Consider the following 25,237-nt stretch of genomic DNA (forward strand, 5'->3'; position numbering starts at 1 on the left):
GCGAAATAAAGAGAAACTTGTCAAGGAAACAAAAAGCCACCTTTCTGGTTCGTGGTCTATCGCAGTTATGCAGATCTTGAGTTACTACATGTCTCGTAGTATGAAAACATGAAAAAGCGTGAAATAAATCACGCTTTTTTACATATCTGGCTATTTTTAAGGTCATGGCCATTTTAATGGTTTTTAAATTCACATGTATTTTAGGCATAAAGAAAAGGCCCGAAGGCCTTGATTTTACTGTGGTGGGCGAGGGGGGACTTGAACCCCCACATACTCACATATATCGGATTTTGAGACCGACGCGTCTGCCATTCCGCCACTCGCCCATATATAATTCCGTCAGATGAATCATGACGGCCTAGTTATAATAACATTAATCCCAAGACTAAGTCAAGTCTTTTGTTAAATTTATATCAGCTGTTTCATGAAAAAATCCGATGGTCCGCAACTTCTCATATCGTTTCTCGCGAAGCACCTCTGGACTTTCCGAACGCAGTCGAACCAAATACTTTGATATGACCTGCGATAATTCATCAGCAGTTTGGTTCAGATTATTGTGAGCTCCACCTTGAGGCTCCCGTACCAATTCGTCCGCTACCCCAAGCCTTAATAAATCTTGAGCTGTAAATTTCAAAGCGGCTGCCGCTTCTTTCGCCTTTGTTGTATCCTTCCAGAGAATTGAAGCGCAACTTTCTGGAGCAATTACGGAGTAAAAAGAATTCTCGAGCATTAATAGTACATTGCCCGCCCCAAGAGCGAGTGCACCGCCGCTTCCGCCTTCTCCAATCACCGTACTGATCACAGGAACATGATAGCCTGACATTGCAAGCAGGCATCGAGCAATTGCTTCACCCTGGCCTCGTTCCTCGGCTCCTAGGTCACAGGCAGCCCCAGGAGTATCAATAAACGTAAGGATCGGACGTCCAAACTTTTCTGCTTGATCCATCAATCGTACCGCTTTGCGATAGCCTTCCGGATGTGGCATGCCAAAATTACGTTTAATATTTTCCTTCGTATCCTTACCCTTAACCTGGGCAATTACGGTCACAACAATTCCGTGGTAAAGTGCTATTCCACCAGCAACAGAGCGATCATCCGCAAAAAGCCGATCCCCTTTAAGTTCTATGAAGTCTTCAAACAACAGGGGAGCATAATCATAAAAGTTAGGTCGCTCTGAGTGACGAGCAATTTGAACTTTCTGCCAGGGCTCAAGATTTCCATAAATCTCCTTCTTCAAGAGTGCCACTTTTTTTTCAAGGGTGGCTACTTCTTGAGAAAGGTCAATCCCCTTATCCGCGGAAAACTTCTGGATTTCTGCAATTCTAACTACTAGTTCCGCAATTGGTTTTTCAAATTCAAACAGTTGCGCCATACTTAGCCCCTTCCTGATGGTACCGTAGTAAACGTGCTAAAACGGACCGCATCTGAGTACGCGCCACGATCAGATCAATCAAGCCGTGTTCCTGGTTAAACTCAGCCGTTTGTGCTCCCTTAGGGAGTTCTTGCCTCATCGTTTGTTTGATGACACGCGGTCCTGTAAACCCAATTAAAGCATTAGGTTCAGAAATCATAATGTCTCCCAGTGAAGCATAGCTGGCTGTCACCCCACCGAAGGTGGGATCTGTAAGCACGGAAATATATAATAGGCGGTTCTCTGATAATTTTCCTAAAGCCGCACTCGTTTTGGCCATTTGGTAAAGAGAAAGAATCCCTTCTTGCATCCTGGCGCCTCCGGAAGTAGAAAAAATAACCACCGGCAACCTTAACTCAATCGCCCGTTCAATCGCCCGGGCAATTTTTTCTCCCACGACAGAACCCATACTGCCCATCATAAAACTCGCTTCACTAATAGCAACTACAAAGGGAATATCCTCAATTCTGGCACGACCCGTGAGTATTCCTTCTGTCATGCCTGATTTTTCGTGGGCTTCAATGAGCTTTTCTTCATAGCCGGGAAATTCCAAAGAATCTAAAGTTGTTAATTCAGCATCCCACTCTTCAAAACTGTTTTCATCCACCAGTAACGCAAGGCGCGCACTGGCAGAAATTCTAAAATGATGCTCACAGGTAGTACAAACTCGCGCGTTTTCCTCGATATCTTTATTGAAGAGAACTTCCCCACATTTTGGGCATTTAACCCAAAGACCATCAGGCAGTTCTTTTTTACTTACACCAACAGCTTCTTCTTGCATAGAAACCTCAGATGGAGTGCGATTCTGCATCTGACCAGATTTTATGGTAACATACTTTGTCTTTCTGAATATATCCTTAAACATAGCCTAGCTCCCCATAGCGCCAGTGATAATTTCATGCGCCTCTTCAGCTTCAGATTCTGGCACAAGAATTTCGACTGAAGCATGTTCACCAAGATGCGCCGAGCCAATCGGACGAAGCTGGACAAGCATCCCTTCATCCGTAAGGATTTTCTTATACTTCTCTGCGATTAATTTATTGGGAGCAATATAAATGACCGTCCACATTTTTGAAAATCCCCCTTTTTAAATCGATTTATGATACCATAGCCCTTCTAATTGTGCAACAAAGGGGTATTCTAATCCTCCATATTAGAGTCTGAACGAAGACTAGAATACTTTGCGATAAGCGCCTTTTCTACATGTACGGGTACAAAATCAGAGACCCCGGCATGTAAACTGGAAGCCCATTTAATGGCACTTGAACTGATAAAGGAGTATTCGCTTTGGGTCATAAGGAAAATTGTTTCCACATCGGGGGCAATCTTTTTGTTCATTAAGGCCAATTGGAATTCATATTCAAAATCAGATAAGGCTCGGAGCCCTCGAATTATGGCGATGGCCCTGCATTGGCGAGCAAACTCGACTGTCAGCCCTTCAAAAACACGAACACTGACATTAGGCATGTCTTTGGTTGATTCCGTGAGAAGTTCCATTCTCTCACCCAATGTAAACAATGGAGTCTTATTACTATCGGCAGCAACGGCAATAATCAAGCCATCGAATAGCTCTTTAGCTCGAACTAATATATCAAGATGTCCCTTAGTTACTGGGTCGAATGTTCCTGGATATATTGCAATACGCACACTTTATCACCTTTTCATTTAGGATGTTTTGATGGTTTTCGCCTTAAAAGCTAAGATTCCTGCAAGGCAAGCCCCTTTAGGCAAAATATTTAGCTGGTCGCCAGACCACATTCTGTTGATCCATCACTTCCCAAAGTGCGCTTGTCAGTTCATCTCTATCATTAACCCAAAATTTCCGTTTTCCTTCCAGGGTTTTCTGACTATCCTCAAAGTAGAAATAAACCGGTTGGCTACCAGGAAAACGTTGTAAGATACTCAATACTGTTTGCATTAAATCACTTTCTTCGTTAGAGAATCTTAAAAAGAGTCGCTTAACTGCAACTTGTGACGAGTTGCTTCTCGTAATCGAGATTGGAACTTCTTCGGAAATTGCGGCTTGTCTAGTATGTTTATTATTTCCAGAAGGTTTTAAGTCCTCTAGCTTAGTAATTTTCTCGGCAAAGATCTTCTTTTCGTCGTCTCGAATGTTATATCGTCCTGACACAACAATCACATCGTCGTTAGCAAAAGTATTAGTCTGAGCATAAACACGGGGAAAGACCAACACCTCAATTCCGCTCGTTAAGTCTTCCAGAACGAAGCTGGCCATCATTTCCCCTTTTTTAGTAACATTCTGCCGAAAACCAGTCACTAATCCACCAAGCGCAACTTTCTTCTCTTCCTCCCCTTCCAGGCAAGTTAAGACATCTGAAGAAATATAATCCTTCAGTTGAGGTAAAACAGAAGAAAGCGGGTGTCCACTTAAGTAGAGTCCGAGATACTCCTTTTCCATGTCCAAGATCTCTCGTTCTTTAAAATCAGGAAGCTGGGGCAGAGTAATTCCTTCATCCATCTCTTTATCCAAATCGAAAAGAGAGAATTGCCCTGAAAGTCGATCTTTTTGCCGACGCCCAGTCGTCTCTAGTACTTGATCGATTACTGCCAGAGCTTGCGCTCTTGTGCAAATTGATCCAAAAGCACCAGAGCGCACTAAGCTTTCCAGAACACGACGATTCAAGACCTTTTGGTCGACACGCAGGCAAAAATCATCAAGAGATTTAAAAGGTCCATCCTTCCTAGCATCTAATATCTTCTCCACAACATTAACGCCGACGTTACGAATGGCACCAAAGCCAAAGCGGATCGCTTTCTCCTCAATAGAAAATCCGACTTGACTATATTGAACATCTGGAGGAAGCACCTGAATCCCACCAGTTCGAGCATCTTGAATATAAAACGATATTTTATCCGACGAACCCATCACTGTACTTAAAAGAGCTGCCATAAATTCTAATGGATAGTTTGCTTTTAAATAAGCCGTTTGATACGAAATCACGGCATAAGCTGTTGCATGCCCTTTATTAAAGCCATATTCCGCGAATTTAGCCATTAAGTCAAAGATTTCTTCTGCATCTTTGAGCGTCAAGCCAATGCGCAGTGCCCCTGGAATAATCCATTTTCCATCAGTATCTTGCAATCCATGAATGAAATTTTGCCGTTCCTCTGCCATGATTTCTTTCTTCTTTTTCCCCATCGCCCGGCGTAGCAAATCCGCTCGTCCCAGAGAGTAGCCCCCCAGATCCCGGGCAATCTGCATGACTTGTTCCTGATATACAATAATCCCGTAGGTCGATTTAAGGATTGGCTCTAACTTTGTATGCAGATAAGTAATGTTACCTCCGCGTTTTCGGCGGATAAATTCTGGGATTTGTTCCATTGGGCCAGGCCGGTATAAGGCTACGACAGCGATAATATCCTCGAAGCATGTTGGTTTAAGATCCTTTAGAATCGCGCGCATCCCGCCGCTTTCCAGCTGAAAAATCCCCGTACTGTTTCCTGACGCCAAAAGCTCATAGGTCTTTGGATCATCTAAGGTTAAAGTTGGTAAATCAAGCTTTAAACCATGGGTCTCTTCAATCCGCAGCACAGCCTCTTGTAAAATTGTCAGGTTTCTCAAACCCAGAAAATCCATTTTTAGGAGCCCAATTTCCTCAACTGCCTTCATCGGAAACTGAGTCATGACAAAGTCTTCTGACGTTCTCTGGAGTGGCAAATAATTCATAAGAGGATCTTTAGAGATCACGACCCCTGCAGCATGCGTAGATGCATGTCGGGTCATTCCTTCGAGTGACTTGGCCAAAGTATAAAGTCTTTTTATTTCTTCATCCTCTTCTACCATTCGGGCCAAATCAGGGGATACATCTAAAGCCTTCTCCAACGTCATTCCCAGATCCGAAGGAATAGCCTTGGCTACTTTATCGACTCGAAACAAGGGGATAGCCAACACTCTTCCCCCATCTCGGATAGCCGCTTTAGCCCCCATAGTTCCAAAAGTGATAATCTGACATACCTTATCAGCGCCATATTTTTGGGTAACATAACGGATGACACGTTCCCGGCCTTCCGGGTCAAAATCTATATCAATATCCGGCATTGAGATACGTTCAGGATTTAAAAAACGTTCAAACAGCAAATCAAAGCGCAACGGTTCAACCGATGTTATCCCTAGTAAGTATGCGACCATACTCGCAGCCGCAGATCCTCGTCCCGGGCCGACGACCACGCCATTATCCCTGGCAAAACGGCAAAAATCTGCCACGATCAAAAAATATCCAGAAAAGCCTGTTTGGAAAATGACTTGAAGTTCGTAATCTAATCGTTCACGTTCCCGCTCCGTCATTTGAGGATAGAAACGGGGAAAGGCCTTGCGGCATTCTGCCTCTAGATAGTCATCCAAGGTATATCCTGGGGGAACCTCGAACACAGGTAAAAAATTATCCCCAAAATGAAAATCCATGTGACAACGTTCCGCGATCAGGGACGTGTTCGTCAACACTTCCGGGTGTTCCCCAAAGAGCAGAGACATCTCCTGTTCAGATTTAAGGAAGAACTCCTGACTGGAAAAACGCATTCGTGCTGTATCATCTAAGGTCTTACCAGTTTGAATACAGAGCAGAGCATCTTGAACGAACGCGTCCTCACGCTTAACATAGTGCACATCATTTGTAGCCACCATTGGAATCCCCGTACGCTCGTGTATCTTCCACATTCCTATAATGACTTTGCGCTGTTCTTCTATCCCATGATCTTGGATTTCCAGAAAGAAATTCCCTTTACCGAAAATATCTTCATACTCAAGAGCGCTTTGAACAGCCATTTCCAATTGTTCCTGCACCAAGTGCTCAGCGACTTCTCCAGCCAAACAGGCACTTAGCGCAATGATCCCTTCCGAATGCTTGCGAAGAATTTCTTTATCTACTCGAGGTTTATAATAGAAACCTTCGATATGAGCCATAGAAACTAATTTGATCAAGTTGCGATACCCTTGCTCATTTTCAGCAAGTAAAACCAAGTGATAATTCGCGTCGTCTTTCCCTTGTATCTTATCAGTCCTCTTATTAGGGGCTACATAAACTTCACACCCTATAATCGGTTTGATTCCGGCTTGCTTACAGGCCTTATAGAAGTCGATAACCCCGTACATGACTCCATGATCCGTGATAGCCAAAGCCGACATTTCTAATTCCACTGCACGCTGGACTAAGTTTTTGATTCGTGCTGCTCCGTCAAGCAGACTAAATTCTGTATGATTATGCAAGTGAACAAAGCCACACGTATTCTGAGACTTTTGAGTCATTATAAGGATTCACCTGCCTTCCTTAGAAAGCCCCCTCATGAATGAGGGGGCTTTGCAAATTAATGGACTGTTTCGCTAACCAATTTCTTATCCCCTATCCTGGCAGTCATTAAACCTTTGGCAACCATAGCATTATTAGTCGTCACTTCTACCTCAATATTGCAATGTTTCTTGGCAACTAATAATAGCCTTGCTGTGACCTTAATTTCAGTTCCGACTGCAATCGGCTGCAACTGGTACAGGGTAAAATTTTCGGTAATCGCATTAAGTCGATACTTCTTGCGCAGTCCAATATAGCCCGCCATATTCATAACCGTCACGATAACCCCACAACTGGCAGAACCGTAGTCATCACTCATGGCATTGGTAATTTCCCCTTCAATAGTGAGATGCTCTGCATCATCGACAAATCGGAATCCGCTTAGCACAAGATTATCGACTGTTTCTCCAAACTGTGGTTGTTTCTGAACTTGCTGGTAAGCTTCAATGACATCTTGTAAGCTAATAATGCCGATTAATTTTCCCTGATCTGCAACGACAGCTATTTCCCACCCCTCCCAAACCATGATTCGGGAGATATGGGTTACAGGATCATCTCGACCGACAAGAAAAGGATTAGAATTCATAACCTCTTTGATAGGTGTCTTAACCTCAGCTCCGGCGACATCCACAGCGGTAACGATTCCAACCAGATTCATTTCCTCATCAACAACAGGAAAACGACTGTGGTCCGTATTTTGAGATAGTTTTCTCCAATCGTCGACCGTAGCATCTGCAGTTAGATAACTCACATCTTTAACCATAATATCTTCAACTAAAATGAGTTCTTTCTGAATCAATCGATCATAGAGAGCACGGTTAATCATTGAAGTCACCGCAAATGTGTCATAAGGAGACTGAATAATCACTAATTCATTATTTCGTGCTAAAGCTACAACCTCTTCATCAGGTTCAAATCCTCCGGTAATTAACAGTGATGTATGATGATTTAAAGCAACAATCTGGGCGTCGCGACGGTTTCCGACAATACACAATGCACCCTCTTCTAAGTAGCGTACCATGGTATTTAACTCCATTGCGGCAATAACGAACTTATTAGGGGAGCGATCGAGATGTGCAAAGCCGCAAATAACAACACCTTCGGCAATCTGTGAAACTTCACGCAATGTCAAATCCTCGATTTGCCTCTCTTTGACTCCTTCAATTCGAATCGTTCCAACCTTAGGAATCGAACGGACAAATCCTTTGGACTCTGCCTCTTTAATAGCCCGATAAGCCGTTCCTTCACTGACGTCCAGCTCTTTAGCAATGAACCGGACTGAAACCTTACTGCCAATTGCCAGATCTTCAATAAAGGTTAAAATTTGCTGATGCTTTGTCAACTATATACGCTCCCCACTAATTACTATATCGGACTATTATTATATCACATGAATTAATATTCAACTATGTCTTCGTAATCTTCTAACCATCTTTTCGTCGCCTTTGAGTCATAAGCCCTCCGATTCTCCCCGCTTCCTTAGCACTTAAAGAATGCCATCCGTTACTGTGTATCTGTTCGAGCAATCCCAACTCCGCCGCGATCTCCATTTTCAGAGGTTCTAAAGGATCTATTCGCCTTACCTTTGGTCTTTGCTGCTTCATTCTTAGATCCTCCCCCTGCTCATGAGGTTAAAGCCTTCTTCATAATGAGGGCAATTTGGTCCGCGTTCACCTATAATATGTTCCAAACGACAACGACCTTCAATCCCATAAAGACAATGCATCGCACATAATTTTCTTGTCATTTAAATTCATCTCCTAAACTAATAATGATCTCTCCTCACGTTTTAAGTCTGACCATTTTTGCATAAAAATATCCCACTTGAGCATCAAGTGGGATTGATTGATTTCAACTATGTTTTAAACTTCGTATGATTCACCCGGACTTAGTGCCTTGCCTCGGCTTTCTGGCACTCTGCGTTGCAGGAGATGTAAGAACTCTCCAACATCTTGGACAATCACTGGGAATGTATTATAGTGCATGGGAATAACCACTTTAGGGCGCAATAATTGGGACGCATGAACCGCTTCTTCGACTCCCATGACGAAATTATCACCGATTGGGAGCATAGCAACCTCGATAGGATAACGACGGCCGATAAGTTCCATGTCCCCGAACAATCCTGTATCCCCTGCATGATAAAGCCATTTTCCCTCCATCTGAAGCAAAAATCCGCAGGCTAAACCCCCATAGATCATATGCTCTTCGTTGGGACTTTGTATCCCAGATCCATGTAATGCAAGAGTAAGTTTAATCAATCCAAAGGGAAACAGATGCTTTCCTCCAATATGCATAGCGTGCGTCTTAGCCCCCTGGCTCTGACAATAACTCGCCAACTCAAAAACAGCAATAATCGGAGCTCCGGTCTGCTTAGACAAATGTATTGCATCACCTAAATGATCACTATGCCCATGGGTGACAAGAATCGCATCAAGATGAGTAAAATCTGAAGGCCTAGCCGTTGCGCTTGGATTACCTGTTAAAAAAGGATCTATAAGGATTCTTCCCGCTTCCCCTACAATTTCAAAGCAAGCATGTCCATGGAAATGAATACGCATACATGAGAAACCTCCTATTTTTTTAACGTTTGATGTACGTTTGCAGTACTTCCCAAAATTGAGGATAACTAAGGTTCATTTCCCAAAGTGCAACACCGCGTATGCCTTTCTGCGTTGCAAGCTCCAGTTTCTCTCTTAAGCTCCTTGGATCTTCAAAATATACTGTGTGACGAACTCCTCTAGTCTCGTATCGGAAATACGTGCTGCGTTGCCTTGCATCCCATTGTAACGGAGCACCGTATCGACGTGCAAGCTCTGTAGCCCGTTGATAACCGATAACTTTCCCTGTACCGTTCTCTGGCCAATCATACCCATACATTGGAATTCCCATATAGATTTTGTCACGCGGAATATTGGCTATGGCATAATCTAATACTTGAGTAACCCAAGGAATTGAGGCTACCGATCCTGGTTCGCTTTCCGACCAATGTTCTTCGTAAGTCATCAGAATTACTTCATCCACAGCTCGCCCAATTGGTCTATAATCAAATGACCCCCTCCAAGCGTTCAGAGGGTCATCAGAAGTTTTAGCTGGAACATCTATTGATACTACTAAATTTTCTTCTTTAAACATGGCGGACCAAGTTTGAATTAATTGACTAAAAAGCGGACGATCTGCAGGAGCCGCTTTTTCTAAATCAAGATTTACTCCATCCATTCGATACTCAACTAAAACATTACGTATGTTTCTCCAAACGAGGTTCGCTAATTCTTGTTCTCGTACTAAACGTCCTATCAAAGCTGTAGAAAACTGACCCTGCCTCGTTAAATTGCTAATGACTAAATATACCTTCATCCCCATGGTATGGGCCTCTTCAATAAGTTGCCGACTTGGACGCCCAAGGATTGCTCCATTACTCTGAATAGACACCTCAAAAATCGCTAGTTCCTGTATGCTGTTCCCGTAACGTTTTAAATAAGGATAACCCTTCGTTTGCTCCGTTAAGCCATTATAAAAGGCAAATACATTTAATGGCATACTTATACCCCCTTTCCGACCATCATATGCATAGAGGGAAAAAGAAGTGTAGCAGGCGCCTAATGGCAAAGGCAATATTTTAGTGTTCTAGATGGAACTTACTTTGATTGACGACGAGCGAATACAGCAAGCTTTTCAGTTCGGCGCATTAGAATAGTGATCAGTATCGCAAAAACTACAAAGAGAACTACAAGGGCACTAATCCATTGTCCCTTTGCTCCAAGTACGGCAGCAACCCCAAAGCAAGCACTAATTCCATACATTAAAAATACAGCTTGCCTTTGAGTGAACCCAGCATCGAGTAAACGATGGTGCAGATGCCCTCGATCAGCCATGGCAATAGATTGCCCGCGCAGTTTTCGCCGTATAATGGCAAAAGTTAGGTCTGTGACCGGCATGCCCAAAACTAGGAGCGGGAAAACCAAACCAAGAATTGTTGCAGTTTTAAGGAGGCCCATGATGGAAATCCCTCCAATAATATAACCTAGAAACATACTTCCGGAATCCCCCATGAAAACACGCGCTGGGGGGAAATTGAAAAACAGAAAACCGAGAAGCGCTCCGGCTAAAGCTAAGGTAAGATGAGCAGCTGGAAATTGATTAATCCCGTCCGCCGACCAAAACAGCAGAATAGCGACGATAAAACATATGCCGGCAGCCAGTCCATCCAATCCATCAGAAACATTCACTGTATTCACCAATCCGACTACCCAAAATAGCATGAGTATAATGCCAACAGCACTTAGTCCATGATATGCAAAATTTAGAGGTTTGTCGAAGAACGGGAGGGAAATGAAATTCATAGAAAAATCAAAGAAGATCAGCACTGCCGCCGCCGCGATTTGCCAATACAGCTTATATAAAGGGCGAATTTCACGGATATCATCCCATATACCTACCGCTACAATGATGGTACTTCCAATAAATAAGCCCCAGATATTTTCACTCCAAGCTTGTGTCACCAAAGCAGTAATCCAAAAAGCCACATACAGTGCCAACCCGCCAAGACGTGGAATTGGTCGTCTGTGAATATGTCGCCCGCCCGGATAGGCAATTGCCCCCCACCGTTTTGCCAGTTTCATAGAAAATGGCGTAGCAATTACAGCAATCACTAAGGCCATTAAAAATGTCAACCAATATCCATTCATCATGATTGTTCTTCAACCGCCTTTGCATTGCGTTTTGTTAACATGTGCTTTGCCCCTTTCTAGACAAGGTCCGGAAAATCCCATTGGCGTAACACTTCGTAAACGATAACAGCCACAGAATTTGATAGATTTAAGGAACGAGCATCCGCACGCATCGGCAATCGCAGTGCCGTTTCTGGATAGCGCGCAATAATTTCAGGAGCCAGTCCTTTGGTTTCCTTCCCAAATAGAAGGTATCCTCCTAATTCATAGGAAATGTCCGTATAAGATCGCCCACCTTTAGTGGTTGCTAAATAACGAGGACCAACAGGGTTCTTTTCTTCAAACTCCGCAAAATTTTCATAAATATAAATATCTAAAAGATGCCAGTAGTCTAGACCAGCACGTTTTAGTTGTTTGTCATCAATGCTAAAACCTAATGGTTTAACTAGATGGAGTGCAGCTCCCGTCGCTGCACAAAGCCGTGCCACATTTCCTGTATTCGGTGGAATTTCTGGTTCAACTAAGACAATATTCAGTCGCTTCTTCAAGAATATGGGTCCCCTTTCAATGACATCCTGCACAATTCCCACTACACCCTGGCGAACAGTTGCCGCTCCCGGCCCCTCCGCGTACTCCCAGACTTGCAAATCCTGAGATGTGTTTTATAAGCCCTGTGTTTCCACATTCCTCACACCTGAGTTGCGCCCCTTTTTCTCCTATTTTACATAATTCCGTGGTGACACCCCCACAGCTCGGACATCCAAATTCATAGATTGGCATATAATGACTCCCTCCGCCATGAACAATAAATTGATTAAGTAAGGTTTTTATCCTATCCAAACTATTATAACCTGAAATTCTGACAAACCCAACCTAATATTATCGAAACTTGTCACTCAAGCAATATCCTTAAATTACTTAGCCAAATATTAGGATTAAGCCTACAAGTATAAGTAACAAACCTGCAGCAGCTCCCCCTTCTCCTAGAACATCTATGCTAAACATTAACATCTTAACCCAAGATTTTTTGAGCCCATACCCTTTTATATCTTTAACCGTATACCCTATGAATCCTATCCCTATGCAAATCAGAATTATCCCACCGATTGCCTTCATGCTACACACCGCCACTTTGCAGAGATTTTGATAAATCAGACAGACTTTCCCTAATGTGCTTAGTCTACTCATTATCTTGCCCCTGATTCAATTACGGGACCTCTATCAGCTTCAGCATGAGAACATATTATTTAAAATATGTGGACGGGAAAATAGAAACAGATAATACAGACAATTAAGAAAGATATTTTGTATACATACAGGAAAAGCCTAGATGTTTCGTCTCGTTTTTGGTAAAGTTAATACCAACCTAAAAAAGGATTACCATGGCACGAAATCGTCCTCCTAATTTTGATCTTTTATAAGAATAAAATGCGTGTTATGATGTGTTATATAGTAAGAGGAGTGGATTTAATGCTCAGTGAAAAGGATCGCAGACTGCTCAAACTCATTTCCGAAGATTGTAGACTTAAGCCTGAAGAGCTTTCTGTTCAAACCGGATTGTCACCAGAATACATCACGAAACGTATTAAGGATTGGGAAAACGAAAAAGTAATCGTCGGCTATCAACCCATGATCAACTGGGACCGGACCGGCGATGAAAAGGTATCTGCTCTGATTGAAGTGAAAGTCTTGCCCCAACGGGGCTATGGCTTTGATAAGATCGCCAAACGTTTGCAGAAATATCCTGAGATCAAAGCGCTTTTTTTGATGTCCGGAGGATATGACTTATCCCTGCTTATCGAAGGTAAAACCATGCAAGATGTCGCCCTTTTTGTGGCTGAAAAGTTGGCCCCTCTTGAACATGTTCAGAGTACAGCGACCCACTTTGTGCTTCGCCGCTATAAGCAAGACGGAATAGAGCTTATGGGTGAAGAAGAGACGCTCCAACGTCTGGTGGTGTCACCATGAATAATTATTTGGCCACCCATGTTGCAACCCTTCCCCCCTCGGGAATCCGAAAGTTCTTTGACCTTGTCGCGACTATGAAAGATGTCATTTCATTAGGGGTTGGAGAACCAGACTTTGTCACTCCCTGGACAGTCAGAGAAAGTGGCATCTTTTCTCTGGAAGAAGGACAGACCATGTATACCAGTAACGCAGGTCTTTTTGAGTTGCGTGATGAGCTGTCCCACCATCTGAATAAAACCTTAAATCTTTCCTACGACCCACATCATGAGATTCTAATCACCTCTGGAGCGAGCGAGGCCGTCGACCTCGTGATGCGAGCTGTACTGGGACCAGGAGATGTTGTCTTAGTTCCCGATCCATCCTACGTATCCTATGCTCCGTGTGCCATATTGGCAGGGGCAAGTGTCAACTACGTTCCAACTTATGCCAAAGAAAATTTCCGCTTGCGCGTAGAAGACTTAGCAAGAGCCTATACTCCTAAAGCTAAGCTCTTAGTACTCTCCTATCCGAATAACCCTACAGGAGCGATTATGAATCGCGAGGATTTGCTTCCCATTGCCGATTTCGTGAATGAGCACGATCTTCTTGTCCTTGCCGATGATATCTATTCCGACCTCACCTATGACGAGACACATGTCTCTTTTGCCAGCTTACCCGGAATGCGGGACCGCACTCTCTTTGTGAGTGGATTCTCAAAGTCATACGCCATGACCGGTTGGAGAATTGGATACGTTGCCGGTCATGCTGATCTGGTTCAAGGAATGACTAAAATTCATCAATACACAATGCTTTGCGCACCCATCATGGGGCAATTTGCCGCCATAGAAGCATTGCGGTCTGCCAATGAAGCAAAAAACGATATGGTCACAGCCTATGACAGGCGACGACGTCTTATGGTTCACGGCTTTCGACAGATGGGCCTCGATTGTTTCGAACCCTTAGGTGCCTTTTATGTTTTCCCAGATATCTCCAAAACAAAATTATCTTCAGAAGAATTCGCTGAACAGCTCTTAATAGAAGAGCAAGTAGCTGTCGTTCCGGGAACTGCATTTGGCCCTTCCGGAGAAGGCCATATTCGCTGTTCTTACGCATATTCCATGGAGCAACTTCAGGAAGCCCTTAAACGCATTTCCCATTTTGTGGAGCGGAGATTAACCAATCTATAAGAATTTGAGGGTCTGAATATAATTCTGAATATAATTAAGGCATACTGTCCTTTAACTAAAATGGGTCCTATGTCAAGGACAATATTAAAACGTCTAAATAAGAATACCCTCATACCCTCATGTCATAATTATGATATGAGGGTATTCTCTATATCTTCACTGGATAAACCTGGTTTTTCAAGTAAAGAGCATTATTGATTTGGTTCATATTCTTCAATATCTAATTCAATCATTCACTTAATCGCACGATTAAGTGATGAACTCTCAATCTTGCTAGTAAATGAATCTAAGACCGTTATATAATGGTAAATAATATGCCTTTATTTATACAAAGGAGAGATTGTCTTTGAGAACACTAATTATCTTTTCATCCTCTCATGGAACAACAGAAAAAGCAGCTCAATTACTTAAGAAACAACTTAACGGAGAGGTCGAATTAATAAACTTAAAGAAGTTATCAAACCCTCCTCTTACCGACTATGATTCTGTAATACTCGGAAGTTCTATCTATGCGGGTTCTGTCAAATCAAAAGTAAAACAATTTATTAAACAGAATCAAAAAAGTTTAATGACCAAACATCTTGGGCTCTTTCTTTGTTGCATGTTTGAGGGAGAAAAGGCCGAGCAACAATTTGAAACAACTTATCCAAAAGAATTACGAGAACATTCTAAGGCGAACGGGTTGTTTGGTGGAGAATTTATGGTGTCCAAAATGAACTTCATAGAGCGTCAAATTGTAAAAAAGGTTGCTGGGGTTACCAGCGATGTTTCTAAAATCAATGTTGAGGAAATAGAACGATTTGCGAAAAAGTTGAATGCGTGAATGACTCACCATCCATCCGTTAATCTTCTATCTATCGATTCAGCCTCTAACTTAAGGTCTGAAAACCTCCAAAACGATTTTAGCTGTTGTTCTATTTTTCTTATTAACAGGCAGCTCAAGATATTTTTAGAAATCTACGAGATGAGATTGGCATGAAGCTGGAAATCAAAGAGAAGTAATAGGGTGAGTCTTGTCGCAAAAAGGACCCCGCTACGGAGAACAGCCTGTCCCAAATACGAAAACGTTGTCGTATTTGGGACAGGCTGTTTTATGCGATCTAGCACACTCGCGAGCCTGACCCCCTATTCTGTAACTAAAGGGTAAGCGATAGAACAAATAGCTTGGTACAAAAAATTCGCCCAGGGCATGCAACTGTCCCAATAGTTCCGGCTTGTTATGAAAATCCAGATTGGGCAGATCTCTGAATATGTGAACTAGATATGCCTAAGAATCCTAACCATTAGCTTTAGCCGTTTCTATGATGCTGAATACAAGTACACTGGCTAAGGTAACCAAAAACTTCAGTTATTGAATTAAAAAGACCGAAGAATTATTATGTAGAGGGGAGTTAAATGCTACTCCCCTCTACGATGTCTAGCGCCTGATAAATTCCGAATCAGAATTTGATAAACTAATTACAATATCTCTCATTAATCGCCATGGACATCACTGACCATCAAACATCCGGTAATGCAAAATAACAAGCTGACTAAAAGGAAAGTTGCCTCCTCCTATTCCACGTAAAAAGAGAAAACTAAAGTACATTCCTCAACTACTTCAACTTCAGGTTTACTCACATCTTTCAGAACTATCCTGAAGGTATGGCAAAATCATCGGCGGAACCGATCTATCCTTTTCGCGATCTTTCAACCATTGATCGCTTCTATTTACCTGACCATTACCCAAGGCTAAAAAGGCATTTCTCTGAAGAACGCCCTTACCACGCCATCCTGCTGCGGTCACTTTATAACGTTTTATAAACTCGCCTTTGGTTAAATTAAGAGTTTCGAGTAGATTAACCCCTCGACTGTGTGGAATCGGGGCTTTAGATAGACTGGCAGTTAGATCTGTAGACAAGTGTTCCTTCCTCAGCCAGTTTTGATTGTGCGGGCACACCTCTTGACAAGTATCGCAACCAAAAATTCGCAACCCAAAGAGGTGCTGCTCTTCAGGAGTGAGCACCTCTTTGCTCTGAGTCAGATAAGAAACACATTTTTTGGCTGCAAAGGGTTCTTTGCCTAGAATCTGGGCCGGACATGCCTGAACACATTTTTGGCAACTTCCGCATTGTCCGGGGGGTAAAGGCTCATCAGGTATAATCTCTTGATCTAAAAGAAGCAGGGCAAGGACCACAAAAGAACCCTGCCCTGGAATTATCAGTTGCTGGTTCCGGCCAATCCAGCCAATCCCGGCACGTGTCGCAAAGGCACGCTCAACTAAAGGTCCTGTATCCACTTGTGATTGAGTTGATCCCAGCCAACCATTCTTAACCATAGTATCAATTAGCTGATTGATTTTCCGAAAAACAACTCGGTGATAGTCCTCCCCCACTGCCGAGCGTGCTATTACACCCTCTCCTTCCTGAGGGGGAACCGTTAAAGGAAGCGGAAAGACTAAGGCAACGACCGTCCGACAATCTTGCCAGACTGCCTGAGGATCAATCCGTTGTTGAATTTCTTTGCTTTCAAAAGGTGTCACCAAACCCTGATCAATTCGCACTTGTAACAAGTGAGCCAGTCTATCAATGGGCTCAGACGTGGTAAACCCAACTGAGACAAACCCCAATTCGTTTGCCCATTTTTTTATGTTCATTTTCCACATTGTCTGTTCAAGTATGTCCATGGGCTTTCCTTCCCGAGTAAGTTTCTCATTGCGCTCTAAGTCACTTCTGTCTAGAATAAACATTTTCTCGTTTATGTTTAATGCTTAGTTCATCCAGAGCGGTTTGCGACCAATAGACGAGAGACGTTATAGGCTTTGTCCATGCTCAAATTCCTCAACCTATTTTCTCAAATACTATAGCCCTACTTCTTTTGCGTAAACACGTACGTTTTCTTGATCTTCACGGCTTTTTGGGATTTGACGAATAAGTTCCTTATTCCATTATACCATACCTTAGATTTGGGAAACCATAAATTAACAATCACCATCTGGTTTTTACACATCTGACACAAAAGCATAAAACCATCGCTAACTACAATGGTTTTATGCTTTAAAGAAAATCCCGTATTCATCTTAAAGTAAGCCAGATAGTTTACTTAGACGCCCTAAAAAAGGCATAGGTCATTGGATCCCCTTCTTGCAGGATTTCCCCTGCCGTAACATCCCCAAGAAATAACGTATGGGTTCCGGAATCTAACTGCCCTGTAACCGTTGCCTCCATGGTTACAAGCACATCGTCAAGTAAGAGAATTCCCGACTTTCCGCGATGAACTGCAACACCCTCAAACTTATTGACATCCCGACCTGATCGGTAACCAAACCCACGGGCATAGTCATGACCCGTTTGACTTAATACTGAAACCCCAAACTTGCCACTCTTCTGAATTAACTCATGAGTATAGTTTTGTTTATTAATCCCAATAGCTACTTTTGCGGGGTCAGATGTAATTTGAAAACAGGTGTTTGCACATTGCCCGTTATCCTTACCTTCAGCGTGAGCCGTAATAATATAGAGACCATAGGAAATTCGATAAAGTGCTTGACGAATTGCAGCTGCTTTATCTGGCTGAACGGTTACCGGCTTAGGAACTGATTTCACTTCGGCACTAGCTTCCTTCTCATCCGTAACTAGTTCAAAGTAACTCGCATCATAACCGCAAATTGGACAGGTTTCTGGCGGATTCTCCCCAGTATGTATATACCCGCATATGGTACAACGCCAACGTTTTTCCATTAATTAACACCGTCCTTCGTTGAAATTATTGTAACTTAATAATTCATTTAGGTCAAGATATTTATAAGCTACAATCAATCGTTTTAATATTAATGATGATCCCACTCCTGCTTCTTGGAAGACTTGACTGGTTCCAAACTTCCGCCGAAGGCCATGACTCGAAAAGGACGTAGATAAAGCATCGCCCTGGGATGACAAGGTATCAGTGGTGCCACCTAGCGGTATAAGGAGTCTGACCAGAGCAAAAAAACTTGTATTCCTTTTCCAGAAATTGCGGATCATTCAAGACATATTTAGTATCCATCATAATCTTATTGCGAACTTGTTCTTTAAAATGACCAAACCGCTCCCCTTCAAGCCCTTTTTCACGGGCAAATTCCTCGAAAAATCCCCATTCAAGACGACGGGCTCGCTCAGCCAAGAAAATACAGGCATTTCGGATTTCACCCTGAATCCCGTCAAGCCGGCTTAAATTCTTTTCGGCATCCTGCTTACCCCCAAGAAAGTCTGCCTTCCATAAGTCGAGTAAATTCTCCACCCTTTGCGAGTTAAAGTTCTGCCCATTCCACCCGACATCCCAGGCAAAGCGACGAGCTTTCAGATGAATTTTAGTATTATGCATTTCTCCTTTTAATTCACTCATAAAGGTTAATGTCCCTAACATATGATGTCCTACTAAAAAGTGAAGTTCTCGTTCTCCTTTACTCCCACCTGGAAGAACGATCGTCCAGCGAAAACGAGACAAGAATTCCTTAACCAAACGGGCACTTTCCTTTTCGTGCTGTAAAAAGTGCCGTTTCCCTTCTGGAACCATTTCAAATTGTTTCTTATGCGCAGCTCGCACGAGTTTAATGCGTTTTACGACAATAGTATCCTGGTAATTATCTAATCTTCCCCCGTGTACTTCTACTTCTCTATCTATCCATTTCTCCAAGTTTTTCCCAACCAACTTAAATTCGTTAACCATATAGCCTTGAGTTGTCGATTTAATTGTTCCCCACGCATAACATTCCCGACTGGCTGTTTCCCATTTCCCCATATCATGTAATAAGGCCGCTAAACGCAAGAGTACTCGATCGGGTGTATTTTTCACGACATGCCGGGTATGTTCCCATGCATCTTTAGTATGATATCGATTTTGAACAAGTCCTTTTAGTCTAGCCAGCTCAGGGATATACATTTTAAAATATCCCAAATCATCGAGGAAACCTAAAGCCTTGTCGATCTCTTCAAGAATAAGAATTTTACCTAATTCCTCTGTAACTCGTTCCACTGAGACATCTTGGATTAAGGAGATGTTGTTGTATGCTGCCTGCCAAGTTTCTGGCTCAATTACACAATCATAACGGACAGCTAAACGAATAAGACGCAAAATCCTAATCGCATCTTCTTGGAAACGGGCCTCTGCCCGTCCGCATGCTTCTATTCTTCTATCCCTCAAGGCTTTAAGGCCATTTAAGGGGTCTTTTAACTCTCCAGTTTGAATATCTTGATAAATTGCATTCAGGGTAAAATCTCTGCGCAGGGCGTCTGTTTCAACGTCTCCTGAAAACACCGATATATCTACTCGGTCTTTTTCTTGAAATAGGCTAACCGTCGGCTGATGAGCCCCAATAATGTGGGGAGTGTATCCCCAATCAGACAGCTTATTCTCAATCTGCTCAAGGGAAAGTGTCGTAACCGCATCCACATCTTTTGAGGGAATTCCTAACTGCGCATCGCGAACTGCGCCGCCCACAATATAGACAGGGCTAAGATCACTGAGTCTTCTCAAGACCTCCTGTTGAAATGGTGTTCCGATCATGAAATCCCTCCGATCATAATCCCTAACTGCTTTATCTTAAAAATTCACTTGCTTAAAATCATAGATATTTTCCCCATCAGAGTAATTTTCTACTCCTAAATATAACATCGTTCAATAAGTAACAAAGGCGAGCCCTTGAAGGACTGCGCCCAGTTAACAAAGCACTGAAATTTTCGGTCCAATCTTGATATGCCATGAGCTTTCTGGACCATATTCTCCATCTAGATCAGATTTTATGGGGCGATCGGTTAGTATCATAAGTTCTGTGGTTTGGAATTCTTTAATTTTTTCAGCACTTACTTTTTCTCCACGCAAAACATTTAAGAGCAGTCTGATTGTTTCAGGCCAACCTGCTGCTGGTACAATTAAAACTTCCAGTAATCCGTCAGTAAGAGAAGCTTTTGGCACAAGCTTTCTAAGCCCTCCCACCGAGTGGCCATTTACTGCTAAAAATAAGACGACATCGTCTGAATATTGTTGTCCATCTTTCTCATACTCAATGCGAAAGGGTCGAAAAGAAGGAAGTGTTTCAATGCCTTTAAGAATATAAGCTAGTTGTCCGAGGGTATTTTTAACACGAGTATCCACTTTTTGAGATACATCCGTTAATAGCCCCGCGCTGGCTACATTAACGAAATAGCGATCATTGACCTGACCTGTGTCCATTCTAAACACATTTCCCTTAGCAATAACCTTGCACGCTTCAGGAATGCTTTTAGGCAAATGCAACGCGTAGGCTAAATCATTTGCGGTTCCAACAGGTAAAATCCCAAGTGCAGGACGTTGATCTTCTGGAATCTTTAATAGACCGTTGACCGCTTGATGAATACTGCCATCCCCTCCTGCAATAACGAAACGATCGACATCACTGCTACGGGACGCGATTTGTTCCATATCTTCTGGGGAACATGCTCGATGTACACACACCTCATTGCCACTTTCTTGAAAAATGCGAATGACAGTATCCAGTTGCACAGTTAGTTTTCGTCTTCCTGCGTAGGGGTTATAGACTAATCGTAATCGTTGACCCTTCATGAAATTAATAATCGACTCCTTATCCAGATTTATAGATAGCTAAGTGCCACTAATCTTCCAAATTCTATCCGGTTGAGTGGCACTCATTCTGTTATTAATGCTCCCGATAGCCTTAAGACTTTAAATTTTCCGGGTTCAAATCCTCAAGTTCCGGCAAGACAAAGCGCCCATCTTTTCGAACTAACGTATCGTCAAAGTAAATCTCACCACCGCCATAATCCGGTCTCTGAATACATACTAAATCCCAGTGAATAGCAGATTTATTTCCATTATTACACTCATCATAACAGGATCCCGGGGTAAAGTGGAAGCTTCCATCAATTTTTTCATCAAAAAGAGTGTCTTTCATAGGAGTACTAATAAATGGATTGACTCCGATGGCAAACTCTCCAATAAATCTTGCTCCCTCGTCAGTGTTAAAAACAGACTCTATTCGTTCAGTGTCATTGGCAGTTGCTTTAATAATCTTTCCGTTTTCAAAGTCTAAAACAATGTTATTGTAAGTGAACCCTTGATAAAGTGATGGTGTATTATAACTAATCCGTCCATTCACGGAATCTTTTAGAGGAGCACTGAATATTTCCCCATCCGGAATGTTAAGGTGTCCATCGCACTTTATGGCTGGCATTCCTTTAATAGAGAACTCCAAATCTGTTCCGGGACCAACAATACGCACTCGGTCTGTCTTCTCCATTAACTCTTTCAACGGATCCATTGCCTTTGACATTTTCGAGTAATCCAAATTACACACCTTAAAGTAAAAGTCCTCAAAGCCTTCAATGCTCGAATTTGCCAGCTGAGCCATTGCAGCATTTGGATATCTCAACACACACCACCGTGTATGTGGCACTCTTTGCTCTGTATGTACGGGTTTTTGGTAGTTAGATGAATACGTTTTCATGCATTCACCGGGAAGGTCAGCCCATTCATTGACATTATCTCCCCCCCTGATTCCGATATAAGCTTGCATTTCCTTCATGCGCGCCAAATCCCAACGAGTCATTGCTTGGGCTTGTTCTAAAGAGAATTCTTTTAATAGTTCTCGTAGTAGGGTATGATTAATAGTAGATACAAACGGCACTCCACCTGCCTTATAAGCATAACGAACCAAGGCTTGGGCGAGAGGAATATCCGGACCAATTACTTCTATGAGGATTTTTTCGCCTGGCTGAAGTCCAATTGAGTATGTTATTAAGGAATCCGCAAGTTCTTCTATACGGGGATCTTTCACTTTAGGTCCTCCTTACAAGCGCTTTATTAATAGACTTTTATTAGTATTCTGCACCCTGATTGATTTTCCTTTTGATCATATTAAAAGTATGTTCCACTCAACTAGTTTTTACTCCTTGAATTCAATGAATTGCAAAAACCGCTAGGAGGAAATATGAATACACCACCTACTCTTTGGGAATATCGTCTGCAACCAGAAGACTCCGGTCATAAATATCTGTCTATTCTGCTCCACAAATTTCACTTTTCGGCAAAATTACTCCAGCGCTTGAAACAAGGCGAACGGGTTTGGGTTAATGGGAAGTTTTCCTATTTAACTGCTCGAGGGAAAGAAGGAGATATGTTATCCCTTCAGCTTTTTTCCGAAGAAGAAGCCAGCATTCCTGGTGAAGACTTAGCCCTGGATATTCTTTATGAAGATGACTACCTGTTAGCTGTTAATAAACCTGTGGGTCAGGTGGTGCATCCAAACCGACGTTACCCCACCAACACCTTAGGTAATGCTGTCATCGGCCATTGGGAGCGCAAGGGGGAAAATCGCCTGTATCGTCCAATCCACAGGATAGATCGAAATACCTCAGGAGTCGTCGTCATTGCTAAAAATCAATTCGCCCATCAACAATTGGCTTGGCAACTGGAGCGAGGACATATCCACAAACGATACCATGGGTTTGTTGAGGGAGTTGTCCAGGAAAATCAAGGAGCTATCGACGATTCCATCGGTTTTGCCCCTAATAGCTTTATCAAACGCCAGATCAATCCCGATGGTATGTCGGCTCGGACACTTTTCCGTGTCCTCCATCGCTATACTAGCGCTACTTTTCTTGAATTCATCTTAGAAACTGGACGTACCCATCAAATCCGTGTACATTGTGAAGGTTTTGGGCATCCATTAATCGGGGATGACCTGTACGGTGGAACAAAGACTTTGTTTGACCGTCATGCTTTACACTCTTCAATGTACGCCTTTCTGCACCCTGCGACTGGCCTTCCCATCGTAATTCGCGCTCCCTTTCCCAAGGATCTTCGCGGGTTAATAATTAAGTTGCGAGATTTCAAAATCTAATTAATAATTTCTTGAACTCTCCCAATTTGCCCATCAACAAGTCTGACTTTAATGCCTCTCGTGTGAATCTGAGATTTTGTCAATATATCTTTGACGACTCCACGTGTCAGTTTCCCTGTTCTTTGATCTGTTTTTAAAATGATATCAACGGTTGCTCCCGCGTAAATATCTTTTCTGCTCTGCCCGTTCATATGATACTCCTTTACGTTATTGAACGATATATTCAAGAATTGAAGGTGACCTATAACTGAACTGTCATATTTATCTAATTTCTTAATTATATACTATAATCGACTAATACCATACTGATATCTGCATTAAGAGCTTCTACCCTAAAGTAAAACTTTAATGGGCAGAAGCTCAATGCTTTATATAACATAAATTTTATGGCTGTTTTTTCAACAAATCCCTAATCTCTGTAAGAAGCTGAACTTCAACACTAGGGGTTGATGGAGAAACTGCTTCATCTTTAATCTTTTTCCTTTTTAAAGAATTCATCAGCTTAATAATGAAAAAAATCGCGCCGGCAACAATGATAAAGTCAAATGTTGTTTGAATAAAGTTGCCAATATTTAAGGTAACATCATCTTTAAGCCCTATTTTTAGATCCGTAAATTTTATGCCTCCTATTATAAGCCCAATCGGAGGCATAATAATATCTGCAACAAGAGACGATACAATTTTTCCGAAAGCACCCCCGATAATGATCCCTACCGCTAGATCTACCACATTGCCTCTAGTAGCAAACTCCTTAAATTCCTTAATAAAGCTCATGAAACTACTCCCTTCTTAAAGTCCGCGTTCCCGCACGTGGAACTCCGAATTTTACTAACATTAAAATTATATGCCTGACTTGTTTTTAATAATTTGGGGAAACTAAATTATAACTTTATAAAAAGGAGGCTGTTTAGAATGGGTTTGTTTTCAAAAATGCTATGGCAAATTACTAAAGTTAGAAATTGGTTTATGTTGAGGTTCATAATTATTCGCAAACGATGGAAAGTTTAAACCTTCCTCGTCCTTTGCTCGGTCAAAACTAAGGGACTATTCTTTGTAATAGCAATAGTATGTTCATATTGAGCTGAAAGACTGCCATCAGTTGTTCTGGCCGTCCACTTATTAGGATCTATCTTAAGATGATACGAACCTATATTGATCATGGGTTCAATCGTAAAGACCATACCCTCGCGAAGTCTCTCCCCTCTGTGCGGTCTACCATAATGTGGAACCTGCAAATCTTCGTGCATGATTTGCCCAATACCATGACCCATAAAGTCTCGCACTACGGAAAAACCTTGCCCTTCGGCATGACTTTGTATGGCATGGGAAATATCACCGATTCTATTACCAATAATTGAGGCTTCTATGCCAAGGTAGAGACATTCCTTTGTAACCTTAATCAGCCTTTCAGCTTCCTTGGATATTTGACCTACTGGATAAGTCCAAGCCGAATCTGCTAGCCACCCCTGAAGATTTACAACCATATCAATTTTTACAATATCCCCGTCTTTCAGAGAATCTTTAGTCGGAAATCCATGACATATTTCATCGTTAACCGAAGCACAAGTAGCAAAAGGATACCCTTTGTATCCTTTTTGCTCGGGAGTCGCCCCATGTGACCGGATAAACTCCTCCGCAAACTGATCAATTTCCAAGGTTGTTATTCCTGGACGAATTAGGTCTCGAATCTCTCGGTGGCAGGCTGTTAAGATCTTTCCGGCTTCTTCCATATATCCGATTTCTTTAGCAGTTTTTATAATTACCACTTTTTTATTTCCTCCTCAAATCAAGCTTTTAAAAACAGTCTCTGTCCTCAGTTAAGACTGCTTTATAGTGTATTATAATTAGCTTCCTATCAATTATTG

At 42.3% G+C, this 25,237-nt stretch carries 26 protein-coding genes and 1 tRNA gene; 4 read left to right on the forward strand and 23 right to left on the reverse strand.

The window, feature by feature from the left end:
- Nucleotides 1–240: 240 nt before the first annotated feature.
- The 15 genes from M8E35_RS23285 to M8E35_RS23355 form a co-directional block, all read right to left on the reverse strand.
- Nucleotides 241–326 (reverse strand) — tRNA-Leu (locus M8E35_RS23285).
- 59 nt (nucleotides 327–385) lie between these two features.
- On the reverse strand, nucleotides 386–1,372 hold the full coding sequence (locus M8E35_RS23290; protein ID WP_252473103.1) for an acetyl-CoA carboxylase carboxyltransferase subunit alpha: 987 nt from the start codon (nucleotides 1,370–1,372) through the stop codon (nucleotides 386–388).
- Entirely contained in the window at nucleotides 1,356–2,276 is a 921-nt protein-coding gene (gene accD, locus M8E35_RS23295) for an acetyl-CoA carboxylase, carboxyltransferase subunit beta (protein ID WP_252473106.1), read from the reverse strand. Before accD ends, M8E35_RS23290 begins: the two co-directional genes overlap by 17 nt.
- 3 nt (nucleotides 2,277–2,279) lie before the next feature.
- Entirely contained in the window at nucleotides 2,280–2,480 is a 201-nt protein-coding gene (locus M8E35_RS23300) for a putative signal transducing protein (protein ID WP_007784763.1), read from the reverse strand.
- Between the two features lie 71 nt (nucleotides 2,481–2,551).
- Entirely contained in the window at nucleotides 2,552–3,058 is a 507-nt protein-coding gene (coaD, locus tag M8E35_RS23305; protein WP_252473108.1) for a pantetheine-phosphate adenylyltransferase, read from the reverse strand.
- A gap of 76 nt (nucleotides 3,059–3,134) precedes the next feature.
- On the reverse strand, nucleotides 3,135–6,674 hold the full coding sequence (locus tag M8E35_RS23310; RefSeq protein WP_252473111.1) for a DNA polymerase III subunit alpha: 3,540 nt from the start codon (nucleotides 6,672–6,674) through the stop codon (nucleotides 3,135–3,137).
- A gap of 59 nt (nucleotides 6,675–6,733) precedes the next feature.
- Nucleotides 6,734–8,056, reverse strand: coding sequence for a DRTGG domain-containing protein (locus M8E35_RS23315; protein ID WP_252473114.1), 1,323 nt, complete (start codon nucleotides 8,054–8,056; stop codon nucleotides 6,734–6,736).
- A gap of 82 nt (nucleotides 8,057–8,138) precedes the next feature.
- Nucleotides 8,139–8,318, reverse strand: coding sequence for an alpha/beta-type small acid-soluble spore protein (locus M8E35_RS23320; protein ID WP_252473117.1), 180 nt, complete (start codon nucleotides 8,316–8,318; stop codon nucleotides 8,139–8,141).
- Between the two features lie 2 nt (nucleotides 8,319–8,320).
- Nucleotides 8,321–8,461, reverse strand: a complete 141-nt coding sequence (locus M8E35_RS23325; RefSeq protein ID WP_229250793.1) for a cleavage protein — start codon at nucleotides 8,459–8,461, stop codon at nucleotides 8,321–8,323.
- Nucleotides 8,462–8,576: 115 nt separating this feature from the next.
- Nucleotides 8,577–9,275: a metal-dependent hydrolase gene (locus M8E35_RS23330; RefSeq protein WP_252473120.1), complete on the reverse strand. Its 699-nt coding sequence runs from the start codon at nucleotides 9,273–9,275 to the stop codon at nucleotides 8,577–8,579.
- 22 nt (nucleotides 9,276–9,297) lie between these two features.
- Nucleotides 9,298–10,254, reverse strand: coding sequence for a glycosyl hydrolase family 18 protein (locus tag M8E35_RS23335; protein ID WP_252473123.1), 957 nt, complete (start codon nucleotides 10,252–10,254; stop codon nucleotides 9,298–9,300).
- A gap of 98 nt (nucleotides 10,255–10,352) precedes the next feature.
- Nucleotides 10,353–11,405, reverse strand: coding sequence for a glycosyltransferase family 4 protein (locus tag M8E35_RS23340; protein ID WP_252473126.1), 1,053 nt, complete (start codon nucleotides 11,403–11,405; stop codon nucleotides 10,353–10,355).
- A gap of 56 nt (nucleotides 11,406–11,461) precedes the next feature.
- Nucleotides 11,462–11,932: a tRNA (cytidine(34)-2'-O)-methyltransferase gene (locus M8E35_RS23345; protein WP_143187671.1), complete on the reverse strand. Its 471-nt coding sequence runs from the start codon at nucleotides 11,930–11,932 to the stop codon at nucleotides 11,462–11,464.
- Nucleotides 11,933–11,948: 16 nt separating this feature from the next.
- Nucleotides 11,949–12,164, reverse strand: coding sequence for an FmdB family zinc ribbon protein (locus tag M8E35_RS23350; RefSeq protein WP_252473129.1), 216 nt, complete (start codon nucleotides 12,162–12,164; stop codon nucleotides 11,949–11,951).
- A 138-nt stretch (nucleotides 12,165–12,302) separates the two neighbouring features.
- Nucleotides 12,303–12,572, reverse strand: a complete 270-nt coding sequence (locus tag M8E35_RS23355; RefSeq protein ID WP_252473132.1) for a hypothetical protein — start codon at nucleotides 12,570–12,572, stop codon at nucleotides 12,303–12,305.
- Between the two features lie 282 nt (nucleotides 12,573–12,854).
- On the opposite strand from M8E35_RS23355, the gene M8E35_RS23360 reads away from it, so the two are divergent.
- The 3 genes from M8E35_RS23360 to M8E35_RS23370 all read left to right on the forward strand — a co-directional run bounded on the left by M8E35_RS23360 (nucleotide 12,855) and on the right by M8E35_RS23370 (nucleotide 15,341).
- Nucleotides 12,855–13,352 carry an Lrp/AsnC family transcriptional regulator gene (locus M8E35_RS23360; RefSeq protein ID WP_252473135.1) on the forward strand — a complete coding sequence of 166 codons (498 nt, stop codon included), beginning with the start codon at nucleotides 12,855–12,857 and terminating at the stop codon, nucleotides 13,350–13,352.
- Entirely contained in the window at nucleotides 13,349–14,518 is a 1,170-nt protein-coding gene (locus M8E35_RS23365) for an aminotransferase class I/II-fold pyridoxal phosphate-dependent enzyme (RefSeq protein ID WP_252473137.1), read from the forward strand. Before M8E35_RS23360 ends, M8E35_RS23365 begins: the two co-directional genes overlap by 4 nt.
- Before the next feature lie 346 nt (nucleotides 14,519–14,864).
- A complete protein-coding gene (locus M8E35_RS23370; RefSeq protein WP_252473140.1) occupies nucleotides 14,865–15,341 on the forward strand; it encodes a flavodoxin domain-containing protein in 477 nt (158 codons plus the stop codon).
- Between the two features lie 789 nt (nucleotides 15,342–16,130).
- Here the strand turns inward: M8E35_RS23370 and queG are convergent.
- From queG to M8E35_RS23395, 5 genes are all read right to left on the reverse strand, one after another.
- Entirely contained in the window at nucleotides 16,131–17,183 is a 1,053-nt protein-coding gene (gene queG, locus M8E35_RS23375; RefSeq protein ID WP_252473143.1) for a tRNA epoxyqueuosine(34) reductase QueG, read from the reverse strand.
- Nucleotides 17,184–17,595: 412 nt separating this feature from the next.
- Nucleotides 17,596–18,237, reverse strand: coding sequence for a flavin reductase (locus M8E35_RS23380; protein ID WP_252473146.1), 642 nt, complete (start codon nucleotides 18,235–18,237; stop codon nucleotides 17,596–17,598).
- Between the two features lie 202 nt (nucleotides 18,238–18,439).
- Nucleotides 18,440–20,041 (reverse strand): tRNA nucleotidyltransferase/poly(A) polymerase-related protein, encoded by a 1,602-nt coding sequence (locus M8E35_RS23385; RefSeq protein ID WP_252473161.1) that lies wholly within the window; start codon nucleotides 20,039–20,041, stop codon nucleotides 18,440–18,442.
- 153 nt (nucleotides 20,042–20,194) lie between these two features.
- A complete protein-coding gene (locus tag M8E35_RS23390; protein WP_252473163.1) occupies nucleotides 20,195–21,076 on the reverse strand; it encodes a diacylglycerol/lipid kinase family protein in 882 nt (293 codons plus the stop codon).
- Nucleotides 21,077–21,188: 112 nt separating this feature from the next.
- Nucleotides 21,189–22,307 carry an aminopeptidase gene (locus M8E35_RS23395; RefSeq protein ID WP_252473165.1) on the reverse strand — a complete coding sequence of 373 codons (1,119 nt, stop codon included), beginning with the start codon at nucleotides 22,305–22,307 and terminating at the stop codon, nucleotides 21,189–21,191.
- Between the two features lie 153 nt (nucleotides 22,308–22,460).
- Here M8E35_RS23395 and M8E35_RS23400 point away from each other — a divergent pair, with 153 nt between their 5' ends.
- Nucleotides 22,461–23,372 (forward strand): RluA family pseudouridine synthase, encoded by a 912-nt coding sequence (locus M8E35_RS23400; RefSeq protein ID WP_252473168.1) that lies wholly within the window; start codon nucleotides 22,461–22,463, stop codon nucleotides 23,370–23,372.
- Here the strand turns inward: M8E35_RS23400 and M8E35_RS23405 are convergent.
- From M8E35_RS23405 to map, 3 genes are all read right to left on the reverse strand, one after another.
- The gene (locus tag M8E35_RS23405; RefSeq protein WP_252473184.1) at nucleotides 23,369–23,563 is read right to left on the reverse strand and encodes a YwbE family protein; all 195 of its coding nucleotides are present in this window, start codon (nucleotides 23,561–23,563) and stop codon (nucleotides 23,369–23,371) included. The genes M8E35_RS23400 and M8E35_RS23405 overlap by 4 nt on opposite strands.
- Nucleotides 23,564–23,756: 193 nt before the next feature.
- On the reverse strand, nucleotides 23,757–24,146 hold the full coding sequence (mscL, locus tag M8E35_RS23410; RefSeq protein WP_252473186.1) for a large-conductance mechanosensitive channel protein MscL: 390 nt from the start codon (nucleotides 24,144–24,146) through the stop codon (nucleotides 23,757–23,759).
- A 230-nt stretch (nucleotides 24,147–24,376) separates the two neighbouring features.
- Entirely contained in the window at nucleotides 24,377–25,138 is a 762-nt protein-coding gene (gene map, locus M8E35_RS23415) for a type I methionyl aminopeptidase (protein ID WP_252473189.1), read from the reverse strand.
- Between the last annotated feature and the right edge of the window lie 99 nt (nucleotides 25,139–25,237).

The organism is Desulfosporosinus nitroreducens, from assembly GCF_023897015.1.
Lineage (GTDB): Bacteria > Bacillota > Desulfitobacteriia > Desulfitobacteriales > Desulfitobacteriaceae > Desulfosporosinus > Desulfosporosinus nitroreducens.

Bases quoted from the DNA above. Each gene is read 5' to 3' on its own strand.
- M8E35_RS23290 (WP_252473103.1), bottom strand. From the start codon at position 1,372: ATGGCGCAACTGTTTGAATTTGAAAAACCAATTGCGGAACTAGTAGTT.
- accD (WP_252473106.1), bottom strand. From the start codon at position 2,276: ATGTTTAAGGATATATTCAGAAAGACAAAGTATGTTACCATAAAATCT.
- M8E35_RS23300 (WP_007784763.1), bottom strand. From the start codon at position 2,480: ATGTGGACGGTCATTTATATTGCTCCCAATAAATTAATCGCAGAGAAG.
- M8E35_RS23310 (WP_252473111.1), bottom strand. From the start codon at position 6,674: ATGACTCAAAAGTCTCAGAATACGTGTGGCTTTGTTCACTTGCATAAT.
- M8E35_RS23320 (WP_252473117.1), bottom strand. From the start codon at position 8,318: ATGAAGCAGCAAAGACCAAAGGTAAGGCGAATAGATCCTTTAGAACCT.
- M8E35_RS23325 (WP_229250793.1), bottom strand. From the start codon at position 8,461: ATGACAAGAAAATTATGTGCGATGCATTGTCTTTATGGGATTGAAGGT.
- M8E35_RS23330 (WP_252473120.1), bottom strand. From the start codon at position 9,275: ATGCGTATTCATTTCCATGGACATGCTTGCTTTGAAATTGTAGGGGAA.
- M8E35_RS23335 (WP_252473123.1), bottom strand. From the start codon at position 10,254: ATGCCATTAAATGTATTTGCCTTTTATAATGGCTTAACGGAGCAAACG.
- M8E35_RS23340 (WP_252473126.1), bottom strand. From the start codon at position 11,405: ATGATGAATGGATATTGGTTGACATTTTTAATGGCCTTAGTGATTGCT.
- M8E35_RS23350 (WP_252473129.1), bottom strand. From the start codon at position 12,164: ATGCCAATCTATGAATTTGGATGTCCGAGCTGTGGGGGTGTCACCACG.
- M8E35_RS23355 (WP_252473132.1), bottom strand. From the start codon at position 12,572: ATGAGTAGACTAAGCACATTAGGGAAAGTCTGTCTGATTTATCAAAAT.
- M8E35_RS23360 (WP_252473135.1), top strand. From the start codon at position 12,855: ATGCTCAGTGAAAAGGATCGCAGACTGCTCAAACTCATTTCCGAAGAT.
- M8E35_RS23365 (WP_252473137.1), top strand. From the start codon at position 13,349: ATGAATAATTATTTGGCCACCCATGTTGCAACCCTTCCCCCCTCGGGA.
- queG (WP_252473143.1), bottom strand. From the start codon at position 17,183: ATGGACATACTTGAACAGACAATGTGGAAAATGAACATAAAAAAATGG.
- M8E35_RS23380 (WP_252473146.1), bottom strand. From the start codon at position 18,237: ATGGAAAAACGTTGGCGTTGTACCATATGCGGGTATATACATACTGGG.
- M8E35_RS23385 (WP_252473161.1), bottom strand. From the start codon at position 20,041: ATGATCGGAACACCATTTCAACAGGAGGTCTTGAGAAGACTCAGTGAT.
- M8E35_RS23390 (WP_252473163.1), bottom strand. From the start codon at position 21,076: ATGAAGGGTCAACGATTACGATTAGTCTATAACCCCTACGCAGGAAGA.
- M8E35_RS23400 (WP_252473168.1), top strand. From the start codon at position 22,461: ATGAATACACCACCTACTCTTTGGGAATATCGTCTGCAACCAGAAGAC.
- M8E35_RS23405 (WP_252473184.1), bottom strand. From the start codon at position 23,563: ATGAACGGGCAGAGCAGAAAAGATATTTACGCGGGAGCAACCGTTGAT.
- mscL (WP_252473186.1), bottom strand. From the start codon at position 24,146: ATGAGCTTTATTAAGGAATTTAAGGAGTTTGCTACTAGAGGCAATGTG.